Here is an 18,269-nt window from a genome sequence, read left to right as displayed (position 1 = left end):
CCTTTTCTAAATTCTTATTAATATTTTATTTTACTTCTTACTTCGTATATTGTATTTCGTACTTTATAGAGTATTAACGTTATTTAAATCTGCAAACGCTTGCTCAAGTCTTGCATTGAAAGTTACTTCACCTTCACGCAACCATTTTCTTGGGTCGTAATATTTTTTGTTTGGAGCATCAGCACCAGTTGGATTTCCAATTTGAGTTCTCAAATAGTCAATATTGTTTACCATTGAGTCACGAATTCCTTCCGCAAATGCAAATTGCAAGTCGGTATCAATATTCATTTTGATAACTCCGTAGCTAATTCCTTCTCTGATTTCTTCTAAAGTAGATCCTGATCCACCGTGGAAAACGAAATCAACTGGGTTGTGACCTGTGTTGAATTTGTTTTGAACATAATCTTGAGAATTTTTCAAGATTTTTGGAGTCAATTTTACATTTCCTGGTTTGTATACACCGTGAACATTACCGAAAGAAGCTGCGATTGTAAATCTTGGGCTCACTTTAGATAATTCTTCGTATGCATAAGAAACTTCAGAAGGTTGAGTATATAATTTAGAGCTGTCAACATCAGAGTTGTCAACACCATCTTCTTCACCACCAGTAATTCCTAATTCGATTTCTAATGTCATTCCCATTTTGCTCATACGAGCTAAGTAACCACTACAGATTTTAATGTTTTCTTCAAGAGGCTCTTCAGACAAGTCGATCATATGCGAAGAGAATAATGGTTTTCCTGTAGCTGCAAAATTCGCTTCAGAAGCATCTAATAGACCGTCGATCCAAGGCAATAATTTTTTTGCGCAGTGGTCAGTGTGTAAAATCACAGTTGCTCCATAAGCTTCTGCTAAGGTGTGAATGTGTTTTGCTCCTGCGATTGCTCCAGCAATTGCTGCTTTTTCTCCTGCATTAGAAAGTCCTTTTCCAGCATTGAATTGTGCTCCACCGTTTGAGAATTGAATAATAACAGGTGCTTTTAATTTTGCTGCTGTCTCAAGAACTCCGTTTATTGTATTAGAACCAGTAACATTTACTGCAGGAAGTGCAAATCCTTTTTCTTTTGCATAGTTGAAAATTTCCTGAACTTGATCTCCTGTAGCTACCCCTGGTTTGATATTGTGTGACATTGTAAATTATTTAAGTTGTTTTTATAAGTTGTTTAACAGTTTGCAAAAATAAGAAATTATTAGCATTAGAATGGATAATTTATCCCAAAATTAAAAACAGAATGTGCGAAATCGTAATCGTAAAACCATCGTTTGCCCATTTCATTGGCAGGATTATAGGTTTTGAATCCCATATCAAATCGAACAACGAAAAAGTCTAAGTCGTATCGAAGCCCAAAACCTGTTCCTAAAGCAATTTCTTTTAAATCACTTAGACCGTCAAAAGTTGCTGGTTCATAGGTGGTATTGTCTAGTACATTCCAAATATTGCCTGCGTCGGCGAAAAGGGCACCTTTTATTTTTCCAGCAATTTTAAATCGAAATTCAGCACTCAAAGCAATTTTCATATTGGCCTCATTGAAGTCAAATATGGCGCCACTGCTTCCAGGACCCAAACGATACGGTTCCCAGGCTCTATTGTCATTAGATCCTCCAGCAAAATAACTTCGCGAAAATGGAATGTAATTGGAGTTTCCATAAGGTAAAGCTATTCCAAAAAAGGTCCTAACCGCTAATACTTTCTCTTTTGAAAGATCCCAGTATTTGACATAATCGAATTCGGTTTTTATGTATTCAGAATATTCTAAATTGAAAATTTCATAATTGCCACTTTGGTTTTGCGATAAATCTGCTGCATTGGCAATCAATGACAAGAGTGAGCCTGCAGATTCTATTTTGGTCCTGAATTGATAAAAGGAGTTGTCCTTGGGGTCTGTTCTTGTTGTTTTTGAAAAAGAGTAACTGGTAGAAAGGATAAAATCATTTTCAGTAAGTCTTTGTCTTCGTTCTTCAATACCTAAAACTGTGCTGTATTCCTCTGTAGGTACTGGAATTTTGGCGGTTAAGACATCGTATGTAAAACCTGTCGTTCCTTCCTCTATAATCAAATCGCCTGTTGTAGTGTCAACATAGTTGGGGTTAGTATTATACGTTTTTGAGATGTTATTTAATTCATTATAGGAAGATTCGTATACATTGTAGTAATTTTCAGGATTTAAATTTCGAATATATTGAACATTAAATATGTCGAACCGAGCTGTATTATTTCTTTTTGGATTCCAATTATAGGCTAAAATCCCAGTGGCATTTTGCTTGTCAAGACCAATATTTGTTTGGGTTGAAAAGCCAGCCGATAGTGTCGTCGAAGGGATCATACTTTTAGGAATGATTTTTTCCGTCTTGAAAGGGAACCAAATCCTCGGAAAACTCAGTTTTGCATTTACTCCATATTCAGAAACGTTAAAAAATCTACTTTCTGGATTGGCCAAATCTTTAGAGGACCCAATGTTTCCTCTAACCGAAAGTTCTAATGTCTCAGCGCCGTTTAGGACGTTTCTTATGGTTTCAGAAAGACTTCCAGCGATTCCAATATCCTGAATATTCGAATGGGTTACATCGAATGTAGTTGCTAAGCTGTATTTTTTTCGAGGCGATAAGTATACTTTTGCTATTAATGATTGAGCGGTGCTGTCTCTTTTATCTACTTCATACAAAATAGTAGGATAGTTGAAAACTTTCAGGTTGTTTAGATATCTCGTAGTTAAAACAGTTCTAGTATCGGCAAACAAGCTTCCTTTTGTAATAAAAACTGCATCAGTAATCGCTTTTGGCTTGTATTTTAATTTTGAGTGACTGTATAAATTGAAATTATTATAAGTAGTGCTGTCTGCAAAAACATTGCTATTATTGGTTGCAGAGTAATCAGTATAAATATTTACATCGCTTATTTTATAAATTTTGAAAGGCTCTGTTCTGGTCGTGTCTTTGTCTTGAAATGAATGGTCTTTTATTATGAGGTTAACGTTTACTTTTTTATTGTTATTGAGTGTGTCTAAATCAAAAGAGACATTGTTAGACTGAAAATGATATACACCATTGTTTCTGAATTGAGTGGTAATTCTATCTTTTTCATCTTCAAAATCTTTTGTGTTGTACTGTTTTCCAGACTTTATAACGCTATGTGATTTTCTAGTTTCATATAATGAATCTAAAGCAGGAGTTTGAATTTTTGTTGTTAAAGTGTCGATAAAAAAGGGGACACCCGTGTTAATACTGTATTTTATTTTTGCTCTTTTTGGGCTTAAACTGTCTACCGTGAATTTTGAATTTACGTTAAAGAATCCATTATTGAAATAATAATAATTGACTCTCGATAAAGATTTTTTAGCTTTGGAAGTGTCAATAATTACAGGAGGTTCACCTGTATTTTTCAAAAAATCATCTATTCCTTTATATAAAAAGGATTGACCCAAACGATCTACTTGCTTGGCGGATAACCATTTTGACATCCGTTCGTATTTCCCTGGATGCTTCGTAAATTTTGCCTGATACGTAGAATCCGGATTTGGGTTCGCGAGATTAAATAAATTCAGCCGTAAATGATACCCCAAAAAAGATGTGTTTGGTTTTTGATACAATTGATTTGAAACATCTTCAATAGTTGTAGCCTTCTCATTGACAAAAATCTCATTTTTAGTAAGACGCTGTTTATTGTTGGGAACTCTTTTCTCAGCGTCACAGGCTGAGATAATTATTCCAATTACAATAAATGTTGCTATTTTTGTACTGATATTTTTCAAATGCCCAATTATATTATTCAAAAGTACATTATTTTATGCTTAGTAAAAACCAAATAAAGCTTATTACAAGCTTGCAGCAAAAAAAACAACGAAACATCCATCGATTGTTTTTTGCCGAGGGCATAAAAGTAATTCAAGAATTGTTAGAATCAAAGTTTGAATTGGAACATTTATTTACCACTCAAAATGATTTTCAGGAGGTTTCTACTGATAAAAAAGTGCATATTGATGAAGGGGATTTGAAAAAAATTTCAGTATTGTCAACGCCTAACAGTTGTTTGGCGGTCTTTAAAATTCCTAATGAGAAGAAAATTCAAGATTCAGGATTGATTCTGGCTCTCGATGCTGTTAGGGATCCTGGAAATTTAGGTACGATTTTGCGATTGTGTGATTGGTTTGGAATTAATCAGTTGATTTGTTCGAAAGATGCAGTCGATATTTATAATCCAAAAGTAGTACAAGCTACAATGGGTTCAATAGCTAGAGTCAATGTCAATTATATTGATTTAGAATCTTTAATTAGTCAAACTCCATTGCCTGTTTTCGGAACCTTTATGGAGGGTGATAATATCTATAAAACTGATTTGCCGCAAGAAGGAATTATCGTTTTGGGTAATGAAGCGAACGGAATTTCTCCTGAAATAGAAAAATTAATCAAACAGCGACTTACAATTCCTCGATTTGGTCCAATTCAAAAAACGGAAAGTTTGAATGTAGCCACTGCTACCGCGGTAATTTTAAGTGAATTTCGAAGATTGTCATAAAAGACGATTATCGAGTTGGTTTTCGGGACAGAATGCTGAAGTTCTCGCTAATGAAATGTAAAATTAATCAAAACAGCGCGGCTTTTCAGCGATTCTATATTGCCTGTCCAAGGGCTATCAGGGTTGTTGTCTCGAATCAATTCGTCATTTAAACCAAAAACGCCTCTTATCGAAGGTGAGAAAATAAAGTATTCCGAAAAAATATCTATACCAAAGCCCAACTCATAATTTGTGGTCCAAGACTTAACTCTAAATCGATCTTCGTAATTATCATCGATCGATTTGGCATTGCTTGATAAATTTAGTGTTGCCGAAACGCCACCTACCAAATAAGGCCTTATATTTCCTGTTCTCAGCGAAGAAAACTTCAACAACAACGGAAAATGAATGTAAGTGCTATTTACTTCGCGCAGTAAATCCGACGGAGTTGGTTTAGTTGGGAAATAGCTTGTGGGGTATTGCAAATCTCTTTTGGTGTAATACAAACCAGGTTCAAATCGCAAATCGATGTACTCCTGAAGCCTCAAATTGGCAACAAGCCCAACATTGAAGCCCGTGTTCTTCTTAACCTGAATATCTTCACTAATGGTTTTATAATCTATTTTGAAATCATAAGAATTAAGGCCCAAAAAGAATCCGAAATGCAGCTTTTTCTTTTGAAAGTTTTCTAAGTTTATAATCGGGTCCTTGCCAAAAAGTTTATTTGGTGCTTGTGCGACGCCTTTTGAAGCAAGGAATATAAGGAGAAAAACAACTATTTTTTTCATATTATTTTTTGGAAGCTGAATAAATGGTTGCTACTCCAAACGTTTGGGGGAAAGCAACTACATCTATAAACCCAATTTTTTTTAAAATATTGTTCAAGGCTTCACCATAAGGAAAAGCTGCTGCCGATTCTGACAAATAACCGTAAGCAACATCGTCTTTAGAAAATAATTTTCCAATAATTGGAAGGATGTTTTTACTATAAAAGTTGTATCCTTGTTTGTATGGTGTTTTGTCTGGAACTGAAGTTTCAAGAATGACAAAAACGCCGTTTGGTTTCAAAACTCTCAAAATTTCACTTAATCCTTTTTCTAAATTCTCAAAGTTTCTAACGCCAAAAGCTACGGTTATCGCATCGAAATAATGATCTTCAAATGGCATATTTTCTGAATCAGCCAAAACCATTTCTATTCTTTTTGATAAGTTTTTATCATTGATTTTTTGTTTTCCTACTTCAAGCATCCCAGCCGAAATGTCCAAGCCTATGATTTTTTCGGCTTTAGTTTGCGCCATCAAAATTGCCAAATCGCCTGTTCCGGTAGCAATATCCAATATGGTTTTTGGATTAGTTTTAGATACTATTTGCAAGACTTTTTTACGCCATTTCACATCAATCCCAAAAGAAATTACCCGATTGAGATTGTCGTAATTGCCTGATATGGTATCAAACATCGAGGCAACCTGCTCTTTTTTGCTCAATGATGAATCTTTATATGGTGTTATGTTTTTTGACATTTTCTAAAATTTGAAGGCAAAGGTAAACTAGATTTTCGATTAATAAATAACTAACCGCAGATTCGCAGATTTTTTTTAATAATTTTAATAAATCTGCGAATCTGCTGTTGAATCATGTGTTTTTTATTTTCGTCTCACAAATGTTTGAAAAGTATAGTCATACTGGTGTTTTTCATCTTTTGGATTGAAAGTTTCAGCAGTTACTTCCCAAATTTCCGGGTCAATATTAGGGAAGTAGACGTCGGCTTCGAAGGAGTGATGTACTCGAGTAATGTCAAGTTGATCGGCCAAATGGATAGATTGTGCGTAAATTTCTCCTCCTCCAATAACAAAGATATTTTCAGTTGAGGGACATACAGAAATCGCTTTTTCTAAATCTTGAACGACAATACAGCCTTCGTATTGATAGTCTTTTTGTCGAGTAATGATTACATGAGTTCGATTTGGGAGTGGTTTGGGAAAACTTTCAAAAGTTTTTCGTCCCATAATAATGTAATGTCCTGACGTGATTTCTTTAAAACGCTTGAAATCATTGGGTAAATGCCAAAGTAAATCGTTGTTTTTGCCAAGAGCATTGTTTTCTGCGACAGCAGCAATCAAAATAATCATTTGCTATTATTGTGTTTTAGAAGAATCATCTTCTATTTGGTTTTGCAATTGTTCGATTTTTTGCTGTTGTTTAGCAACTAGTTTATCGATTTGCTCTCTTTCCCAATTTTTATTCATAAAGCGGTCTGTAATGTACACTTTTATAAAATTTAGAACAAATAGAAATGCCCAAAATGTAATTACCCAAATCGCCCAATTGGATTGAATTCCAAAAATTAAAAAATGATTGGCAACAAACATGAAAGCACTTCCCAAAACAAAAAGCACAAAATGAAAGTAGAGTCCTTTTTTTTGTTTTAGCCTTTTTCGGGCATATTCATATTGTTCGTGAAGTTCTTTTTCCATAATTGCAAGATTTAGATTATAAAGGTAAGAATTATTTACAAATTTAGTTATTTTTTGTTCAAGAATATGTTACAAGAAAACGTTTTATGATTTTGAATACAAAAATAAATTTTATATATAATTAGGAATCTAATTTATTTTTATGAGGATTGTTGTCATACTCATAAAAGTTAACCTCAAAAAATGAAAGTTAAAAAATCTATTTTACATTTGCGCCATAATTCTAAAAATGAAATAGTTATGTCTATCAAGAAACAAGTTATAAAAACAAAGCCAGTTTGTAAGGTTACATTTTCAGTTGAAGCTAAAGAAGCAAATTCTGCTGCAGTAGTAGGAGATTTTAATAATTGGAATCCAGCTGAAGGTGAATTGTCAAAATTAAAAAACGGAACTTTCAAAGGAGTTTTTGATTTAGCAAAAGATGCATCTTACGAATTCAAGTATCTAATTGATGGTGCTTACGTAAACGATCCAGAAGCTGATTCTTTCAAATGGAATGAATTTGCTGGAACAGAAAACGGTGTTGTAACTGTTTAGAACAAAATAAAAATCCGCTGAAAAGCGGATTTTTACTTTTTTATACCAATAGTTTTTGCAAATTTTATATTTGAGCTAAAACTAAAGAGCTGCTTTTATCTTTTCGATCATTGCAGCGTATTCCAGATCCGTAAGCGTGATTTTTTGTGGGTTCATTTCAAAAACACCCCCAAAACCATAACCGTTTTTGTATTTAGGAACTACGTGCATATGTAAATGTGAAATAGTATCGGCGTAAGCTCCATAATTTACTTTATCAGGGATAAACGCTTTACTGATGGCTTTTGCTGTTGTTGCTACATCACGCATAAAGGCATTTCGTTGGTCGTCGCTTAGTTCGTAGAACTCTATACCGTGGTCTTTGTAAACTACATTACATCGACCTATATAGGATTGTTCTTTAAATAGGAATAATTGTGATACTTCTAAATCACAAATTTTTATCATTAAATTGTGTAATGTTTCATTGTTTTGGCAATACAAACATTCTGAAACTGGGGTTGGCATTTTATTTATTATTTGGTGAAAAAAGCATTCATTCTGTTTCGGATTGTAATCGTTTTTCTTGAATAATTTACACCGCTACATTTCCCTTAATCAAAGGATGCGGGTCGTAACCTTCTAGGGTAAAATCCTCAAAAGTAAAATCGAAAATGTTTTTTATAGCTGGATTCAAAATCATTTTTGGCAATGGTTTTGGTTCGCGCGACAATTGCAATTCTACTTGCTCAAAATGATTATTATAGATATGTGCATCTCCAAAAGTGTGAATGAATTCGCCCACTCCCAAATCACAAACTTGCGCAATCATCATCGTAAGTAAGGCGTAAGAAGCAATATTAAAAGGCACACCTAGAAAGATATCCGCACTTCGTTGGTACAACTGACAAGATAATTTGCCATCGGACACATAAAATTGAAAGAAAGCATGGCAAGGAGGAAGCGCTGCTTTAGTATTGGCCACATTTTCGGAAAATGATTTAGAGGTATCTGGCAAAACACTAGGATTCCAAGCGGAAACTAACATTCTTCTGCTGTTCGGATTGGTTTTTAATTCTTGAATTAGATCAGCGATTTGGTCTATTTCTTCACTATTCCAGTTGCGCCATTGATGTCCGTAAACAGGGCCTAAATCACCATTTTCATCCGCCCAAGCATCCCAGATTTTCACCCCGTTTTCTTGCAGGTATTTGATGTTGGTGTCTCCTTTTAAGAACCAAAGTAGTTCGTAAATTATAGATTTTAAATGTAATTTCTTGGTAGTTACCATCGGAAAACCATCCGCTAAATCAAAACGCATTTGGTAGCCAAAAACGCTTTTTGTTCCAGTTCCAGTCCTATCTCCTTTTTGATTTCCGTTTTCTAAAACGTGTTTTACTAAATCTAAATATTGTTTCATATCATCCTAAATTCCATACTTCCAACTTCCCACTTCTGACTTCCCACTTCTAAAACTATCTTTTTGAAATTTCGTCTCTTATTTTTGCTGCTTTTTCGTAGTCTTCGTTTTGAACAGCTTGATCCAATAATTCATTCAATTGTTCTAAACTATGTTTTGAATATAAATCCCCTGATTGATTGCTTTCTTCTTCTTGTCTAAAGGTTTCTGGATTAGAAAGGGCATCGTCAATTTCTTGAGAATCTTTTTCTGGATTCAAAGGATTTGCTTTTAAGAATATACCGGCTTTGTCAAGAATGTTTTTGTAGGTAAAAATAGGAGCATTAAAACGCAAAGCCAAGGCAATAGCATCTGAAGTTCGAGCATCAATTATTTCTTCGATTTTATCTCTTTCGCAAATGATACTCGAGTAAAAAACACCATCTACCAACTTGTGGATTATGATTTGTTTGACAACGATATCAAATCGATCCGCAAAATTTTTGAATAAATCGTGAGTCAAAGGACGAGGAGGTTTGATTTCTTTTTCAAGCGCAATTGCAATGGATTGAGCTTCGAAAGCGCCTATCACAATGGGTAATTTTCTATCTCCGTCGACTTCGTTCAATATCAAGGCATAAGCTCCGTTTTGGGTTTGACTATAGGATATTCCTTTGATGGATAATTTAACTAAGCTCATTTTTTTAATTGAAAAAGCAGATCGTGCTTGTTTATAAATAATTATTTTTAATTAAAATAGTGTGCAATTTTAATCAAAAAATGTGGAACTAAAAAGCTACCTAAAGCAAAGATACGATTATCTTATTTTTAGGCAGCTATTTTGAAGTGAGAATTCTATTTTTTTTAATTCTGTGCTTTGAAGGCTTTTAGTTTTTCTATTAATCTTGGCACAACATCAAATGCATCTCCTACAATTCCGTAATCGGCTACTTTGAAAAATGGAGCTTCAGCATCAGTATTGATAACCACTTTTACTTTTGAAGAGTTAATCCCAGCGATATGTTGGATTGCTCCTGAAATCCCAACAGCGATATACAAATTAGAAGCAACCGGTTTTCCAGTTTGTCCTACGTGTTCTGAATGAGGTCTCCAATCTAAATCAGATACAGGTTTCGAGCAAGCGGTTGCCGCTCCAAGTACTTCAGCTAGTTCTTCGATCATTCCCCAGTTTTCTGGGCCTTTCAATCCACGTCCAGCCGAAACCACAATATCTGCATCGGCAATTGAAACTTTTCCAGAACCTTTTTCAACCGATTCTACTTTTATTCCAAAATCATTTTCGCCAACAGAAGGGTTAAAATCTTCAGTCGTTAAACTTGAAGTGTTTTCGAAAATACCATAGGAATTCTTAGCTAAGCCTATAATTTTCAAATCACTACTAATTTCGGTAATATTGAAAGCTTTGTTCGAAAAAGCGGTTCTTCTCACTTGAAAAGGAGTAGTGCTCAAAGGGAGCCCAACAACATTTGAAGCAAGTCCAGCTTCGAGTGAAACAGCAACAAGAGGAGCAAGGTAGATGCTGTCAGTTGTCGAAGATAAAACGACTAGTTTGGCATTTTCTTTTTGAGCCGCTTGTTTGATGACATCAGCATAAGCCTTAGCTGAAAACAAAGCTAGTTTGTCGTTGCTAATTTTTAGTACTTTATCAACACCATACTTTGATAATTCTGAAACATCATCTGTATTTATGGTAACTGCAGTTACAGTTGTTCCTATGGAATCAGCCACTTTTTTTGCATACGAAGCCAATTCGAATGCGATTTTTTTGAATTTTCCTTCGGCAGATTCTGCGTATATTAATATTGACATAAATTTTTTGTTTAAAGTTTCAGGTTTAAAGTTTCGAGTTGCACACTGAATACTAGACACTGAACACTGATTACTATATAACTTTCGCTTCGTTGTGTAATAAATTGATTAATTCATCTAAGTTATCTGCAGCAACTAATTTTACTGCCGATTTTGGCGCTGGTTTTTCAAATTTCACGGCTTTTGTAGCTATTGCTGCATCCACTGCCTCTACAACCGTTAAGGTTTTAGTTCTAGCAGTCATAATTCCTCTCATATTCGGAATACGCAAGTCTTTTTCTTCGACCAATCCTTTTTGACCACCTACTATTAAAGGTAAACTGGTTGAAACTTTTTCTCTTCCACCGTCAATTTCACGGACTGCTTTTGCATTTGTTCCTTCGATAGTTAATTCTGTACAAGAATTTATAAAATTATATCCAAGAATCCCTGCAACCATTCCAGGAACCATTCCGCCATTGTAATCTAAAGATTCTTTACCGGCAATTACTAGGTCATATCCACCATTTTTAATTACTTCGGCAAGTTGTTTTGCTACAAAAAAACTGTCGGTTGGATTAGCATTTACGCGAATGGCGTCATTTGCACCAATTGCTAAAGCTTTTCGCAAAGTTGGTTCTGTGTCTGCTCCTCCAACATTAACAACGGTAACGGTTGCTCCTTGTTGTTCTTGGAGCCAGATGGCACGAGTTAGCCCAAATTCATCATTTGGATTAATAACAAATTGCACTCCATTGGTGTCAAATTGCGAATCGTCGCTGGTAAAATTGATTTTTGAAGTAGTATCAGGAACGTGGCTGATGCAAACTAATATTTTCATAACTACGGTTTAAATTTCTAAAATTGTTGCACAAAATTATAATATTAATTTGAATAATATACTATGCACGCATAATGTTTTTATTAATTATATCGTTTTCGTACAGCTTTCAAAATTTTTAATAATTCTTAACCGGATGAAATAGATAAATGGCATTAACATTTTAAACTTATTTTATGCTTTAAAGTGATATAAAATAATTATTTTTGCGTTTCGAAATTTACAGAACATTTATGAAAACTATGAGAACGATACAATTTAGAGAAGCCATTTGTGAGGCAATGAGCGAAGAAATGCGTCGCGATGAGTCAATATACTTAATGGGGGAAGAAGTAGCTGAATACAATGGTGCCTACAAAGCATCTAAGGGAATGCTTGCTGAATTTGGCGAAAAACGAGTTATTGATACTCCGATCGCTGAGCTTGGTTTTACCGGAATCGCTGTAGGTTCTGCAATGAATGGATGCAGACCAATTGTTGAGTATATGACTTTCAATTTTTGTTTAGTAGGAATAGATCAAATTATAAATAATGCTGCCAAGATGCGTCAAATGACAGGAGGACAATTTAATATTCCTATCGTTTTCCGTGGGCCAACTGCTTCTGCGGGTCAGTTAGGCGCAACTCACTCCCAAGCAATTGAAAATTGGTTTGCGAATACACCAGGTCTTAAGGTAGTTGTTCCTTCAAATGTTTACGATGCAAAAGGACTTTTGAAATCGGCTATCCGCGATAATGATCCAGTAATTTTTATGGAATCGGAGCAAATGTATGGTGATAAGGGTGAAGTTCCAGAAGGAGAATATACTATTCCGATAGGTGTTGCAGATATAAAAAGAGCAGGTACTGATGTGACTATCGTTTCTTTTGGTAAAATTATTAAAGAAGCGTATATCGCTGCAGATGAGTTAGCGAAAGAAGGAATTTCTTGTGAGATTATCGATTTGAGAACTGTTCGTCCGATGGATAATGAAGCAATCCTTACTTCAGTTAGAAAAACAAATAGATTAGTTATTCTTGAGGAAGCTTGGCCGTTTGCTAGTATTTCATCTGAAATCACTTATATTGTTCAAGAGCAAGCTTTCGACTTCCTTGATGCGCCAATTCAACGTATTACTACTGCTGATACCCCAGCACCTTATTCTCCAGTTTTGCTAAAAGAGTGGTTGCCAAATTCGGAAGATGTTATCAAAGCAGTAAAAAAAGTTATGTATAAATAAGCTGTTAAACTTTTCGGAATATTAGAGTATTAAACCAATCTAGTATAAGAAATCAACTATATTTGAAACTTCATCAGAACTTAAAATTTGATGAAGTTTTTTTTTAAATTATGAACAAGAATTTTTTGTTACTGCTGTTTTTAATATTTGCTTTTACTAGCACTGTATTTTCACAAACTAAAGTAAGCGGTGTGATTTTAGATAAGCTGAACAAGCCCATTCCTTTTGCCAATGTTGCCTTCAAAAACTCAAGCGAAGGTGTTGTGTCTAGTGAAGACGGCGTATTTTATTTAGAATCCAGAAAAACATATAAAACTGTTATTATCAATTCTGTTGGTTATTCGGATCGAGAAATTGAGTTGGAAAAAGCCAGTAATTATAATGTAAAAATTCAATTAAAGGAAATAGAGGCTTTAAGTGAAGTGGTCATCTTCAAAGGGAAAACCTCCAAAAAAAACAATCCAGCCTTAGATATTTTGCGAAAAATTTGGGAACGAAGACGTAAAAATGGTTTGAATATGTTTGACCAATACCAAATGGAGAAATATGAAAAAATTGAGTTTGATATGAACAGTATTGATAGTGTTTATATGAAAAACAATTTGTTCAAAGGGATGGAATTTATTTTCAAGCACGTCGATACTTCGAAGATCACCGGAAAAACCTACTTGCCGATTTTTATAAACGAAGCTTTGGTAGATGTCTATGGGGATAACAAATTAAAAAAGTTAAAAGAAAAAACAAAAGCAAATAAAACCTCGGGATTCAATGGCAATCAGCAGATTTTGGCTTTTGTAAATGATTTATACAGCGATTTTGATATTTACGACAATCACCTCAATTTTTTCGATAAAAGTTTCACTAGTCCGCTTTCGACAACAGGAATCGATGTGTACAATTATATTTTAAGAGACACCGCATACATCGATAACAAAAGGTGCTTTAACATTGTATTCTACCCCCGACGCAAAAACGAACTGACTTTCAAAGGTGATTTTTGGGTGAGCGATACCACCTATGCTATTAAAAAAATTAATATGGCAGCTACCCGAAGTGCCAATATCAACTGGGTAAAAGACATCTATATCGAACAGGAATTTGAGGTGATGAACGACTCCATTTTTCTGATGACCAAAGATTATATGATGACTGATTTCGCTCTGAACAAGAAAGAAGATTCGAAAGGAGTATATGGGAAACGAACTTCATTTTACAGAGACCATAAATTCAATATTCCAAAGCCTGAGAAATTTTATCGAGAGGAGGTAAACTACATGGACAAAGACGTGTATAATAAATCCGATGAATATTGGGAAGAAAATCGATTCGAAAGCCTCACCAAAGACGAAAAAGGTGTCTATAAAATGCTTGATACATTGCAGACGGTTAAAAAATTCCAGCAATTGTATAGTTTGGTCGAAATCATTGATAGCGGCTACATTCATTTAGGTGAATTGGATTATGGACCAATTTATTCCGTAATTGGACAAAATTCCGTCGAAGGATTGCGTTTAAGAGCAGGAGCTAGAACCTATTTTGGGCCTAACGACCCTTGGCGAGTGCAAGGCTATCTCGCATACGGATTCAAAGACGATAAGTTCAAATATGGACTAACCGGAAAATGGATGCTGAATCCTAAAAATCGCTTCATAATTTCTGCGGGAAATCGCCGTGATATAGAACAAATGGGCGCCTCCCTTACCACAACCAATGATATTGTTGGGCGAAGTTTTGCTTCGTCGGCCTTGATAGTTGTGGGTAGCAATAATAAATTGACCAATGTCAATTTGAGTAATATTGAATTTGAAATGGAACCCATAAAGAACTTAACTTTTTTCACAGGTGTTTCTTATCGGACTTTAATTTCGGCTTCGCCAGAATTTAGCTTGGATTATTATACCGATCTAACTCAAACCAAAATTCAAAGTCAGGTCAAACAATCGGAAGTGAATTTCCAAGTCGAATATACTCCCAAGAGGATTCCAGTGGCTTTTGGCGTAGAAAGGTACAATGCCGATAGCCCTTTTACAACTATATGGGTGACCTACAGTCAGGGTTTCAAAAACTTATTTTCAAGTGATTTCAATTACAAAAAATTGCAATTATATTACAAACAACCTATAATCATCGGCCCATTGGGACGGTCCGATATGACTATCGAGGCAGGAAAAACGTTCGGTTTTGTTCCCCTTGGTTTGATGAGTGTTGTTCCAGGAAATCAGTCCATTTTCAATATTGCCAATACCTTTAATAATCTGCAATTTTACGAATTTGTTACCGATCAATATGTAACTTTCAAATGGGATCATGATTTTCACGGACGGTTTTTTGCCCGAATTCCATTTATGAGAAAACTCAATTGGCGCGAAAACCTTGGTTTTAGATCGGTTTACGGAACGGTTTCAGACGATAATAGAATCATAAACGCGTCCGGGTTAACCTATAATGCACCGGACAAGGTATATTGGGAATACAGTGCGGGCGTAGGCAATATTTTCAAATTATTGCGAGTTGATTTTTCCTGGAGAGGCAGCTATTTAGAGATGCCTGATGCCAATAAATTTGCCGTTAAAATCTCTTTTGGGTTTTATTTTTAGAAGTCAATCCTGCTGTACATCACAAGCTTTCTTTTAAAAAACTACATTTTTTAGGATGTAGCATTTTGTTTTGTCTGCTCTTGTTTGTGGGCACAGAATGCAATTCTGTGCTATCTACATGATGATATTTAGGGCATGTCCGAGCGATCGGATTTTTTGGTGTAAACAAACAAATCACTTAACCCAAATATCTGATTAAATGGTTTTGATAATTTTATTCCAAAATTGATTGAAGTACTAGTACTACTTTGTAAATCAATAGTACCACAACTAGCTGCAGCAACGGTCGACTGTCCATTGTTTGTATATTGCAACGATTGTATTGTAATTGTTGCCTGTGCAGAAGATTTGTTGCTTATAGAAAGTAACAATAAAATAGATAGAACTATTGTTTTTTTCATTTTTATAAGTGTTTAAATTATTTTTCTAAATGAATTTGTAGACCGAAACCAACATTTATTCCACTTGTTTTACTTGTAACATCTTGATTATTATAAGTATTAACTGTATAATCTACCAGAAACTCTAAGCCTACACTACTATTAAAATAGACTACTGGACCCGCTTTGATAGAAAAATTATCCCCATCACTACCACTACTATTTTTAAAATAACCATAACTAATTTGTGTTAATATATTTATAGTTTTTTCTGGTTTTAAGAAATAGTATCGAGCAAATGGGCCAAAGCCGTAACCGTTACTTGAACTGCCGCCAGTTGGTAATGATAATACAAAGGAACCACCTAAACCAAGCGCGAGTTTATCGATTATGAAATACCCTAACGTTGGCGAAATAGCGAGAGCGCTTCCTTTAGTTATGACAGTATCGTTATTAAAAGTACTTTCGCTTTTTGAACTACTAAAATTAGCATTTCCCCCCACCATCCAATTTCCTTTTGTGACTTGGGCATTAGCGGTTATTGTGCAAAGCAAAATAAAGCTTGCAGTTGTTTTTAAAATTTTCATCATTCTTAGTTGTGTTTTTAAATTATTATTTTTTTTATATTATTTCAATGTTTAATAAACATTTGTAAATATTTTTTTTGCTTCGAGTGCAACCACATACCGCGGTGGCTTTCTCTCTTTTTTTGTTTTTAATTCACGTTGTTTGTTTTTTTTAGGATTTTTATAGTTGTTTTGAATTTTCATCATCAAAAACAGTATAATAAAAACGAAGCTGCTTATGGCATAAATAGAATTATATTTTTAAAATTTTTCGGTTTATGGAAGTTAGTGTTCCTTCGCACAAACGATAAGCTACAATAATTAATCGCGCCGGTAGTTGAGCGCACAAATAGTAAAATTGTGGTCATATTGTGTAAATTGGGGTATTCAAATATAAGAAAGTGCTTTCAATTTTTCTATGAAAATAGTGCTTATTTTGAGCCTAATTTTTACCTTTGTGAGGCTTTGAAATCACTAGGTTCCTCGATGAAATGCATGCAAAAGCACAAAGAAAGCTATCGCGTGCTCGCCATTTTTCACCTATTTTACCGCGTATCATCTATTTTAAGATGTATTTTTGAAATCGGTATTACACAATGACCTTATAACTTTCGTCCCGAGCGTCAAAATTTATTTTTAGTATGGAAAAAGCCATCAAATATCTTTCAGAAACAGATCCCATTTTCAAACTCATTGTCGAAAAATATGGTTTGCCAACCATTCCAAAACGGCCACAAGGATTTGAAACTTTAGTGTTATTAATCCTCGAACAGCAAGTTTCCATAGATTCGGCCAAAGCTACTTTTTTAAAATTAAAAGCTAAACAACCCAATTTTATTCCAGAATCGCTACTTTCTTTTTCGGACGAGGAGTTTCGTGGTCTTGGTGTAAGCCGTCAAAAAACTACTTACATAAAGGCTTTGTCCCTTTCGATAATCAACAATCACATTGATTTAGAAAGTCTGGCAACCAAATCGGCTGAGGAAGTTCGAGAGGAATTAATCAAAATCAAAGGCATTGGTAACTGGACCATCGATATCTATTTGATGTTTTCACTCCAAGCTCCAGACATCATTCCGCTGGGTGATATCGCGGTCATAAACACCATCAAAGAGTTGCTCGATATTCATGACAAACAAGAAATGGAAAATTATGTGTCAAAATGGAGTCCACATAAATCGGTAGCAACTTATCTTCTGTGGCATTATTATTTAAGAAAAAGGAACCGGAAAGTTGTTTATTAAGATGGTAGTCTGCGGAATATGCCATATTTATATTGTAAAAGAAGATTGTTTGCTTATTTTTGCGCTACTAAATAACAAAAAACAAAAATGGTAAGAGAAAAATACAAATCTTTTGATGTTCTTATAGAGATACCAAGAGGAAGTAGAAATAAGTATGAATACGATTTCAAATTGAAGCGAATACGATTTGATAGAATGTTGTTTTCTTCGATGATGTATCCAGCTGATTATGGATTTATCCCACAAACATTGGCTTTAGACGGAGATCCGCTAGACGTTTTAGTACTCATCAACGAGCCTACTTTTCCGGGTTGTGTGATGGAAGTAAAGCCAATTGGTGTTTTCCATATGGCAGATGATAAAGGGCCAGATGAAAAAATTATATGCGTACCCGTTTCAGATCCAATTTGGAATTCCTTGAATGATTTATCAGATATAAATGACCACTTATTGAAAGAAATCGAACATTTCTTCCAAGTATATAAAGATCTTGAGCATAAAATTGTCGATGTTGAAGGTTGGGGCGATTTGAGTCAGGCATTAGCTATTATAGATGAATGTACCGAACGTTTTAATCAACTTGAGAATAAACCAGAAGATTTATTCAAGATTTAATAAATTATTACAAAAAAAATTCCGATAAAGCAATATTTATGCATTTGAGTATTGCTTTATTAGTTTCAATATAGTACGTTTGCATCGAAACATAGTAATTTCGCTAACCTGAAAA

Annotated in this window: 19 protein-coding genes; 6 read left to right on the top strand and 13 right to left on the bottom strand. The window is 34.6% G+C overall.

Annotation, left to right across the window (positions count from 1 at the left end):
- Window positions 1-63: 63 nt before the first annotated feature.
- Together fbaA and ACIQ1E_RS01200 are read right to left on the bottom strand one after the other, a co-directional pair.
- Window positions 64-1,131: a class II fructose-bisphosphate aldolase gene (fbaA, locus tag ACIQ1E_RS01205; protein WP_396167957.1), complete on the bottom strand. Its 1,068-nt coding sequence runs from the start codon at window positions 1,129-1,131 to the stop codon at window positions 64-66.
- Window positions 1,132-1,196: 65 nt separating this feature from the next.
- Window positions 1,197-3,749 (bottom strand): BamA/TamA family outer membrane protein, encoded by a 2,553-nt coding sequence (locus tag ACIQ1E_RS01200; protein ID WP_396167992.1) that lies wholly within the window; start codon window positions 3,747-3,749, stop codon window positions 1,197-1,199.
- A gap of 35 nt (window positions 3,750-3,784) precedes the next feature.
- Between ACIQ1E_RS01200 and ACIQ1E_RS01195 the strand changes: the two genes are divergently transcribed.
- Window positions 3,785-4,513 (top strand): TrmH family RNA methyltransferase, encoded by a 729-nt coding sequence (locus ACIQ1E_RS01195; protein ID WP_396167956.1) that lies wholly within the window; start codon window positions 3,785-3,787, stop codon window positions 4,511-4,513.
- Window positions 4,514-4,560: 47 nt separating this feature from the next.
- Here the strand turns inward: ACIQ1E_RS01195 and ACIQ1E_RS01190 are convergent, their stop codons facing one another.
- The 4 genes from ACIQ1E_RS01190 to ACIQ1E_RS01175 form a co-directional block, all read right to left on the bottom strand.
- Complete coding sequence (locus ACIQ1E_RS01190) at window positions 4,561-5,280, bottom strand: porin family protein (RefSeq protein ID WP_396167954.1); 720 nt, start codon at window positions 5,278-5,280, stop codon at window positions 4,561-4,563.
- A 1-nt stretch (window position 5,281) separates the two neighbouring features.
- Complete coding sequence (ubiE, locus tag ACIQ1E_RS01185; RefSeq protein WP_396167952.1) at window positions 5,282-6,013, bottom strand: bifunctional demethylmenaquinone methyltransferase/2-methoxy-6-polyprenyl-1,4-benzoquinol methylase UbiE; 732 nt, start codon at window positions 6,011-6,013, stop codon at window positions 5,282-5,284.
- Window positions 6,014-6,136: 123 nt separating this feature from the next.
- On the bottom strand, window positions 6,137-6,622 hold the full coding sequence (locus ACIQ1E_RS01180; RefSeq protein ID WP_396167950.1) for a dihydrofolate reductase: 486 nt from the start codon (window positions 6,620-6,622) through the stop codon (window positions 6,137-6,139).
- Between the two features lie 6 nt (window positions 6,623-6,628).
- Window positions 6,629-6,967, bottom strand: a complete 339-nt coding sequence (locus tag ACIQ1E_RS01175; RefSeq protein ID WP_396167948.1) for a 2TM domain-containing protein — start codon at window positions 6,965-6,967, stop codon at window positions 6,629-6,631.
- Between the two features lie 240 nt (window positions 6,968-7,207).
- On the opposite strand from ACIQ1E_RS01175, the gene ACIQ1E_RS01170 reads away from it, so the two are divergent.
- On the top strand, window positions 7,208-7,504 hold the full coding sequence (locus ACIQ1E_RS01170) for an isoamylase early set domain-containing protein (RefSeq protein ID WP_396167990.1): 297 nt from the start codon (window positions 7,208-7,210) through the stop codon (window positions 7,502-7,504).
- A gap of 81 nt (window positions 7,505-7,585) precedes the next feature.
- On the opposite strand, the gene ACIQ1E_RS01165 is transcribed toward ACIQ1E_RS01170, so the two are convergent.
- The 5 genes from ACIQ1E_RS01165 to ACIQ1E_RS01145 all read right to left on the bottom strand — a co-directional run bounded on the left by ACIQ1E_RS01165 (window position 7,586) and on the right by ACIQ1E_RS01145 (window position 11,532).
- Window positions 7,586-8,011, bottom strand: coding sequence for an HIT family protein (locus ACIQ1E_RS01165; RefSeq protein ID WP_396167947.1), 426 nt, complete (start codon window positions 8,009-8,011; stop codon window positions 7,586-7,588).
- Window positions 8,012-8,078: 67 nt separating this feature from the next.
- Window positions 8,079-8,903, bottom strand: a complete 825-nt coding sequence (locus ACIQ1E_RS01160) for a thymidylate synthase (protein ID WP_396167945.1) — start codon at window positions 8,901-8,903, stop codon at window positions 8,079-8,081.
- A 55-nt stretch (window positions 8,904-8,958) separates the two neighbouring features.
- Complete coding sequence (locus ACIQ1E_RS01155; protein ID WP_396167944.1) at window positions 8,959-9,582, bottom strand: bifunctional nuclease domain-containing protein; 624 nt, start codon at window positions 9,580-9,582, stop codon at window positions 8,959-8,961.
- 164 nt (window positions 9,583-9,746) lie between these two features.
- The gene (locus ACIQ1E_RS01150; RefSeq protein WP_396167943.1) at window positions 9,747-10,712 is read right to left on the bottom strand and encodes an electron transfer flavoprotein subunit alpha/FixB family protein; all 966 of its coding nucleotides are present in this window, start codon (window positions 10,710-10,712) and stop codon (window positions 9,747-9,749) included.
- A 73-nt stretch (window positions 10,713-10,785) separates the two neighbouring features.
- Window positions 10,786-11,532, bottom strand: coding sequence for an electron transfer flavoprotein subunit beta/FixA family protein (locus ACIQ1E_RS01145; protein ID WP_396167941.1), 747 nt, complete (start codon window positions 11,530-11,532; stop codon window positions 10,786-10,788).
- Between the two features lie 242 nt (window positions 11,533-11,774).
- Here ACIQ1E_RS01145 and ACIQ1E_RS01140 point away from each other — a divergent pair, with 242 nt between their 5' ends.
- Both ACIQ1E_RS01140 and ACIQ1E_RS01135 read left to right on the top strand, forming a co-directional pair.
- A complete protein-coding gene (locus ACIQ1E_RS01140) occupies window positions 11,775-12,752 on the top strand; it encodes a pyruvate dehydrogenase complex E1 component subunit beta (RefSeq protein WP_396167939.1) in 978 nt (325 codons plus the stop codon).
- 110 nt (window positions 12,753-12,862) lie between these two features.
- Window positions 12,863-15,349: a DUF5686 family protein gene (locus ACIQ1E_RS01135; RefSeq protein ID WP_396167937.1), complete on the top strand. Its 2,487-nt coding sequence runs from the start codon at window positions 12,863-12,865 to the stop codon at window positions 15,347-15,349.
- A 128-nt stretch (window positions 15,350-15,477) separates the two neighbouring features.
- Here ACIQ1E_RS01135 and ACIQ1E_RS01130 read toward each other — a convergent pair whose 3' ends face one another.
- Together ACIQ1E_RS01130 and ACIQ1E_RS01125 are read right to left on the bottom strand one after the other, a co-directional pair.
- Entirely contained in the window at window positions 15,478-15,750 is a 273-nt protein-coding gene (locus tag ACIQ1E_RS01130; protein WP_396167936.1) for a hypothetical protein, read from the bottom strand.
- Window positions 15,751-15,767: 17 nt separating this feature from the next.
- On the bottom strand, window positions 15,768-16,319 hold the full coding sequence (locus ACIQ1E_RS01125) for a hypothetical protein (protein ID WP_396167934.1): 552 nt from the start codon (window positions 16,317-16,319) through the stop codon (window positions 15,768-15,770).
- A 617-nt stretch (window positions 16,320-16,936) separates the two neighbouring features.
- Between ACIQ1E_RS01125 and ACIQ1E_RS01120 the strand changes: the two genes are divergently transcribed.
- Both ACIQ1E_RS01120 and ACIQ1E_RS01115 read left to right on the top strand, forming a co-directional pair.
- Window positions 16,937-17,539 carry a DNA-3-methyladenine glycosylase family protein gene (locus ACIQ1E_RS01120; RefSeq protein WP_396167933.1) on the top strand — a complete coding sequence of 201 codons (603 nt, stop codon included), beginning with the start codon at window positions 16,937-16,939 and terminating at the stop codon, window positions 17,537-17,539.
- A gap of 87 nt (window positions 17,540-17,626) precedes the next feature.
- A complete protein-coding gene (locus tag ACIQ1E_RS01115) occupies window positions 17,627-18,154 on the top strand; it encodes an inorganic diphosphatase (protein WP_396167932.1) in 528 nt (175 codons plus the stop codon).
- Window positions 18,155-18,269 lie beyond the last annotated feature (115 nt).

The sequence above is a fragment of the Flavobacterium sp. genome (assembly GCF_044348915.1).
In the GTDB taxonomy this organism is placed as follows: Bacteria; Bacteroidota; Bacteroidia; order Flavobacteriales; family Flavobacteriaceae; genus Flavobacterium.
This window is presented reverse-complemented; position numbering and strand designations above follow the sequence as displayed.

Excerpts from the sequence above, each read along its gene's own strand:
- ACIQ1E_RS01130 (WP_396167936.1), bottom strand. The coding sequence starts at position 15,750 with ATGAAAAAAACAATAGTTCTATCTATTTTATTGTTACTTTCTATAAGC.
- ACIQ1E_RS01150 (WP_396167943.1), bottom strand. The coding sequence starts at position 10,712 with ATGTCAATATTAATATACGCAGAATCTGCCGAAGGAAAATTCAAAAAA.
- ACIQ1E_RS01160 (WP_396167945.1), bottom strand. The coding sequence starts at position 8,903 with ATGAAACAATATTTAGATTTAGTAAAACACGTTTTAGAAAACGGAAAT.
- ubiE (WP_396167952.1), bottom strand. The coding sequence starts at position 6,013 with ATGTCAAAAAACATAACACCATATAAAGATTCATCATTGAGCAAAAAA.
- ACIQ1E_RS01135 (WP_396167937.1), top strand. The coding sequence starts at position 12,863 with ATGAACAAGAATTTTTTGTTACTGCTGTTTTTAATATTTGCTTTTACT.
- ACIQ1E_RS01125 (WP_396167934.1), bottom strand. The coding sequence starts at position 16,319 with ATGATGAAAATTTTAAAAACAACTGCAAGCTTTATTTTGCTTTGCACA.
- ACIQ1E_RS01145 (WP_396167941.1), bottom strand. The coding sequence starts at position 11,532 with ATGAAAATATTAGTTTGCATCAGCCACGTTCCTGATACTACTTCAAAA.
- ACIQ1E_RS01120 (WP_396167933.1), top strand. The coding sequence starts at position 16,937 with ATGGAAAAAGCCATCAAATATCTTTCAGAAACAGATCCCATTTTCAAA.
- fbaA (WP_396167957.1), bottom strand. The coding sequence starts at position 1,131 with ATGTCACACAATATCAAACCAGGGGTAGCTACAGGAGATCAAGTTCAG.
- ACIQ1E_RS01195 (WP_396167956.1), top strand. The coding sequence starts at position 3,785 with ATGCTTAGTAAAAACCAAATAAAGCTTATTACAAGCTTGCAGCAAAAA.
- ACIQ1E_RS01140 (WP_396167939.1), top strand. The coding sequence starts at position 11,775 with ATGAGAACGATACAATTTAGAGAAGCCATTTGTGAGGCAATGAGCGAA.
- ACIQ1E_RS01155 (WP_396167944.1), bottom strand. The coding sequence starts at position 9,582 with ATGAGCTTAGTTAAATTATCCATCAAAGGAATATCCTATAGTCAAACC.
- ACIQ1E_RS01190 (WP_396167954.1), bottom strand. The coding sequence starts at position 5,280 with ATGAAAAAAATAGTTGTTTTTCTCCTTATATTCCTTGCTTCAAAAGGC.
- ACIQ1E_RS01165 (WP_396167947.1), bottom strand. The coding sequence starts at position 8,011 with ATGCCAACCCCAGTTTCAGAATGTTTGTATTGCCAAAACAATGAAACA.
- ACIQ1E_RS01115 (WP_396167932.1), top strand. The coding sequence starts at position 17,627 with ATGGTAAGAGAAAAATACAAATCTTTTGATGTTCTTATAGAGATACCA.
- ACIQ1E_RS01175 (WP_396167948.1), bottom strand. The coding sequence starts at position 6,967 with ATGGAAAAAGAACTTCACGAACAATATGAATATGCCCGAAAAAGGCTA.
- ACIQ1E_RS01180 (WP_396167950.1), bottom strand. The coding sequence starts at position 6,622 with ATGATTATTTTGATTGCTGCTGTCGCAGAAAACAATGCTCTTGGCAAA.
- ACIQ1E_RS01170 (WP_396167990.1), top strand. The coding sequence starts at position 7,208 with ATGTCTATCAAGAAACAAGTTATAAAAACAAAGCCAGTTTGTAAGGTT.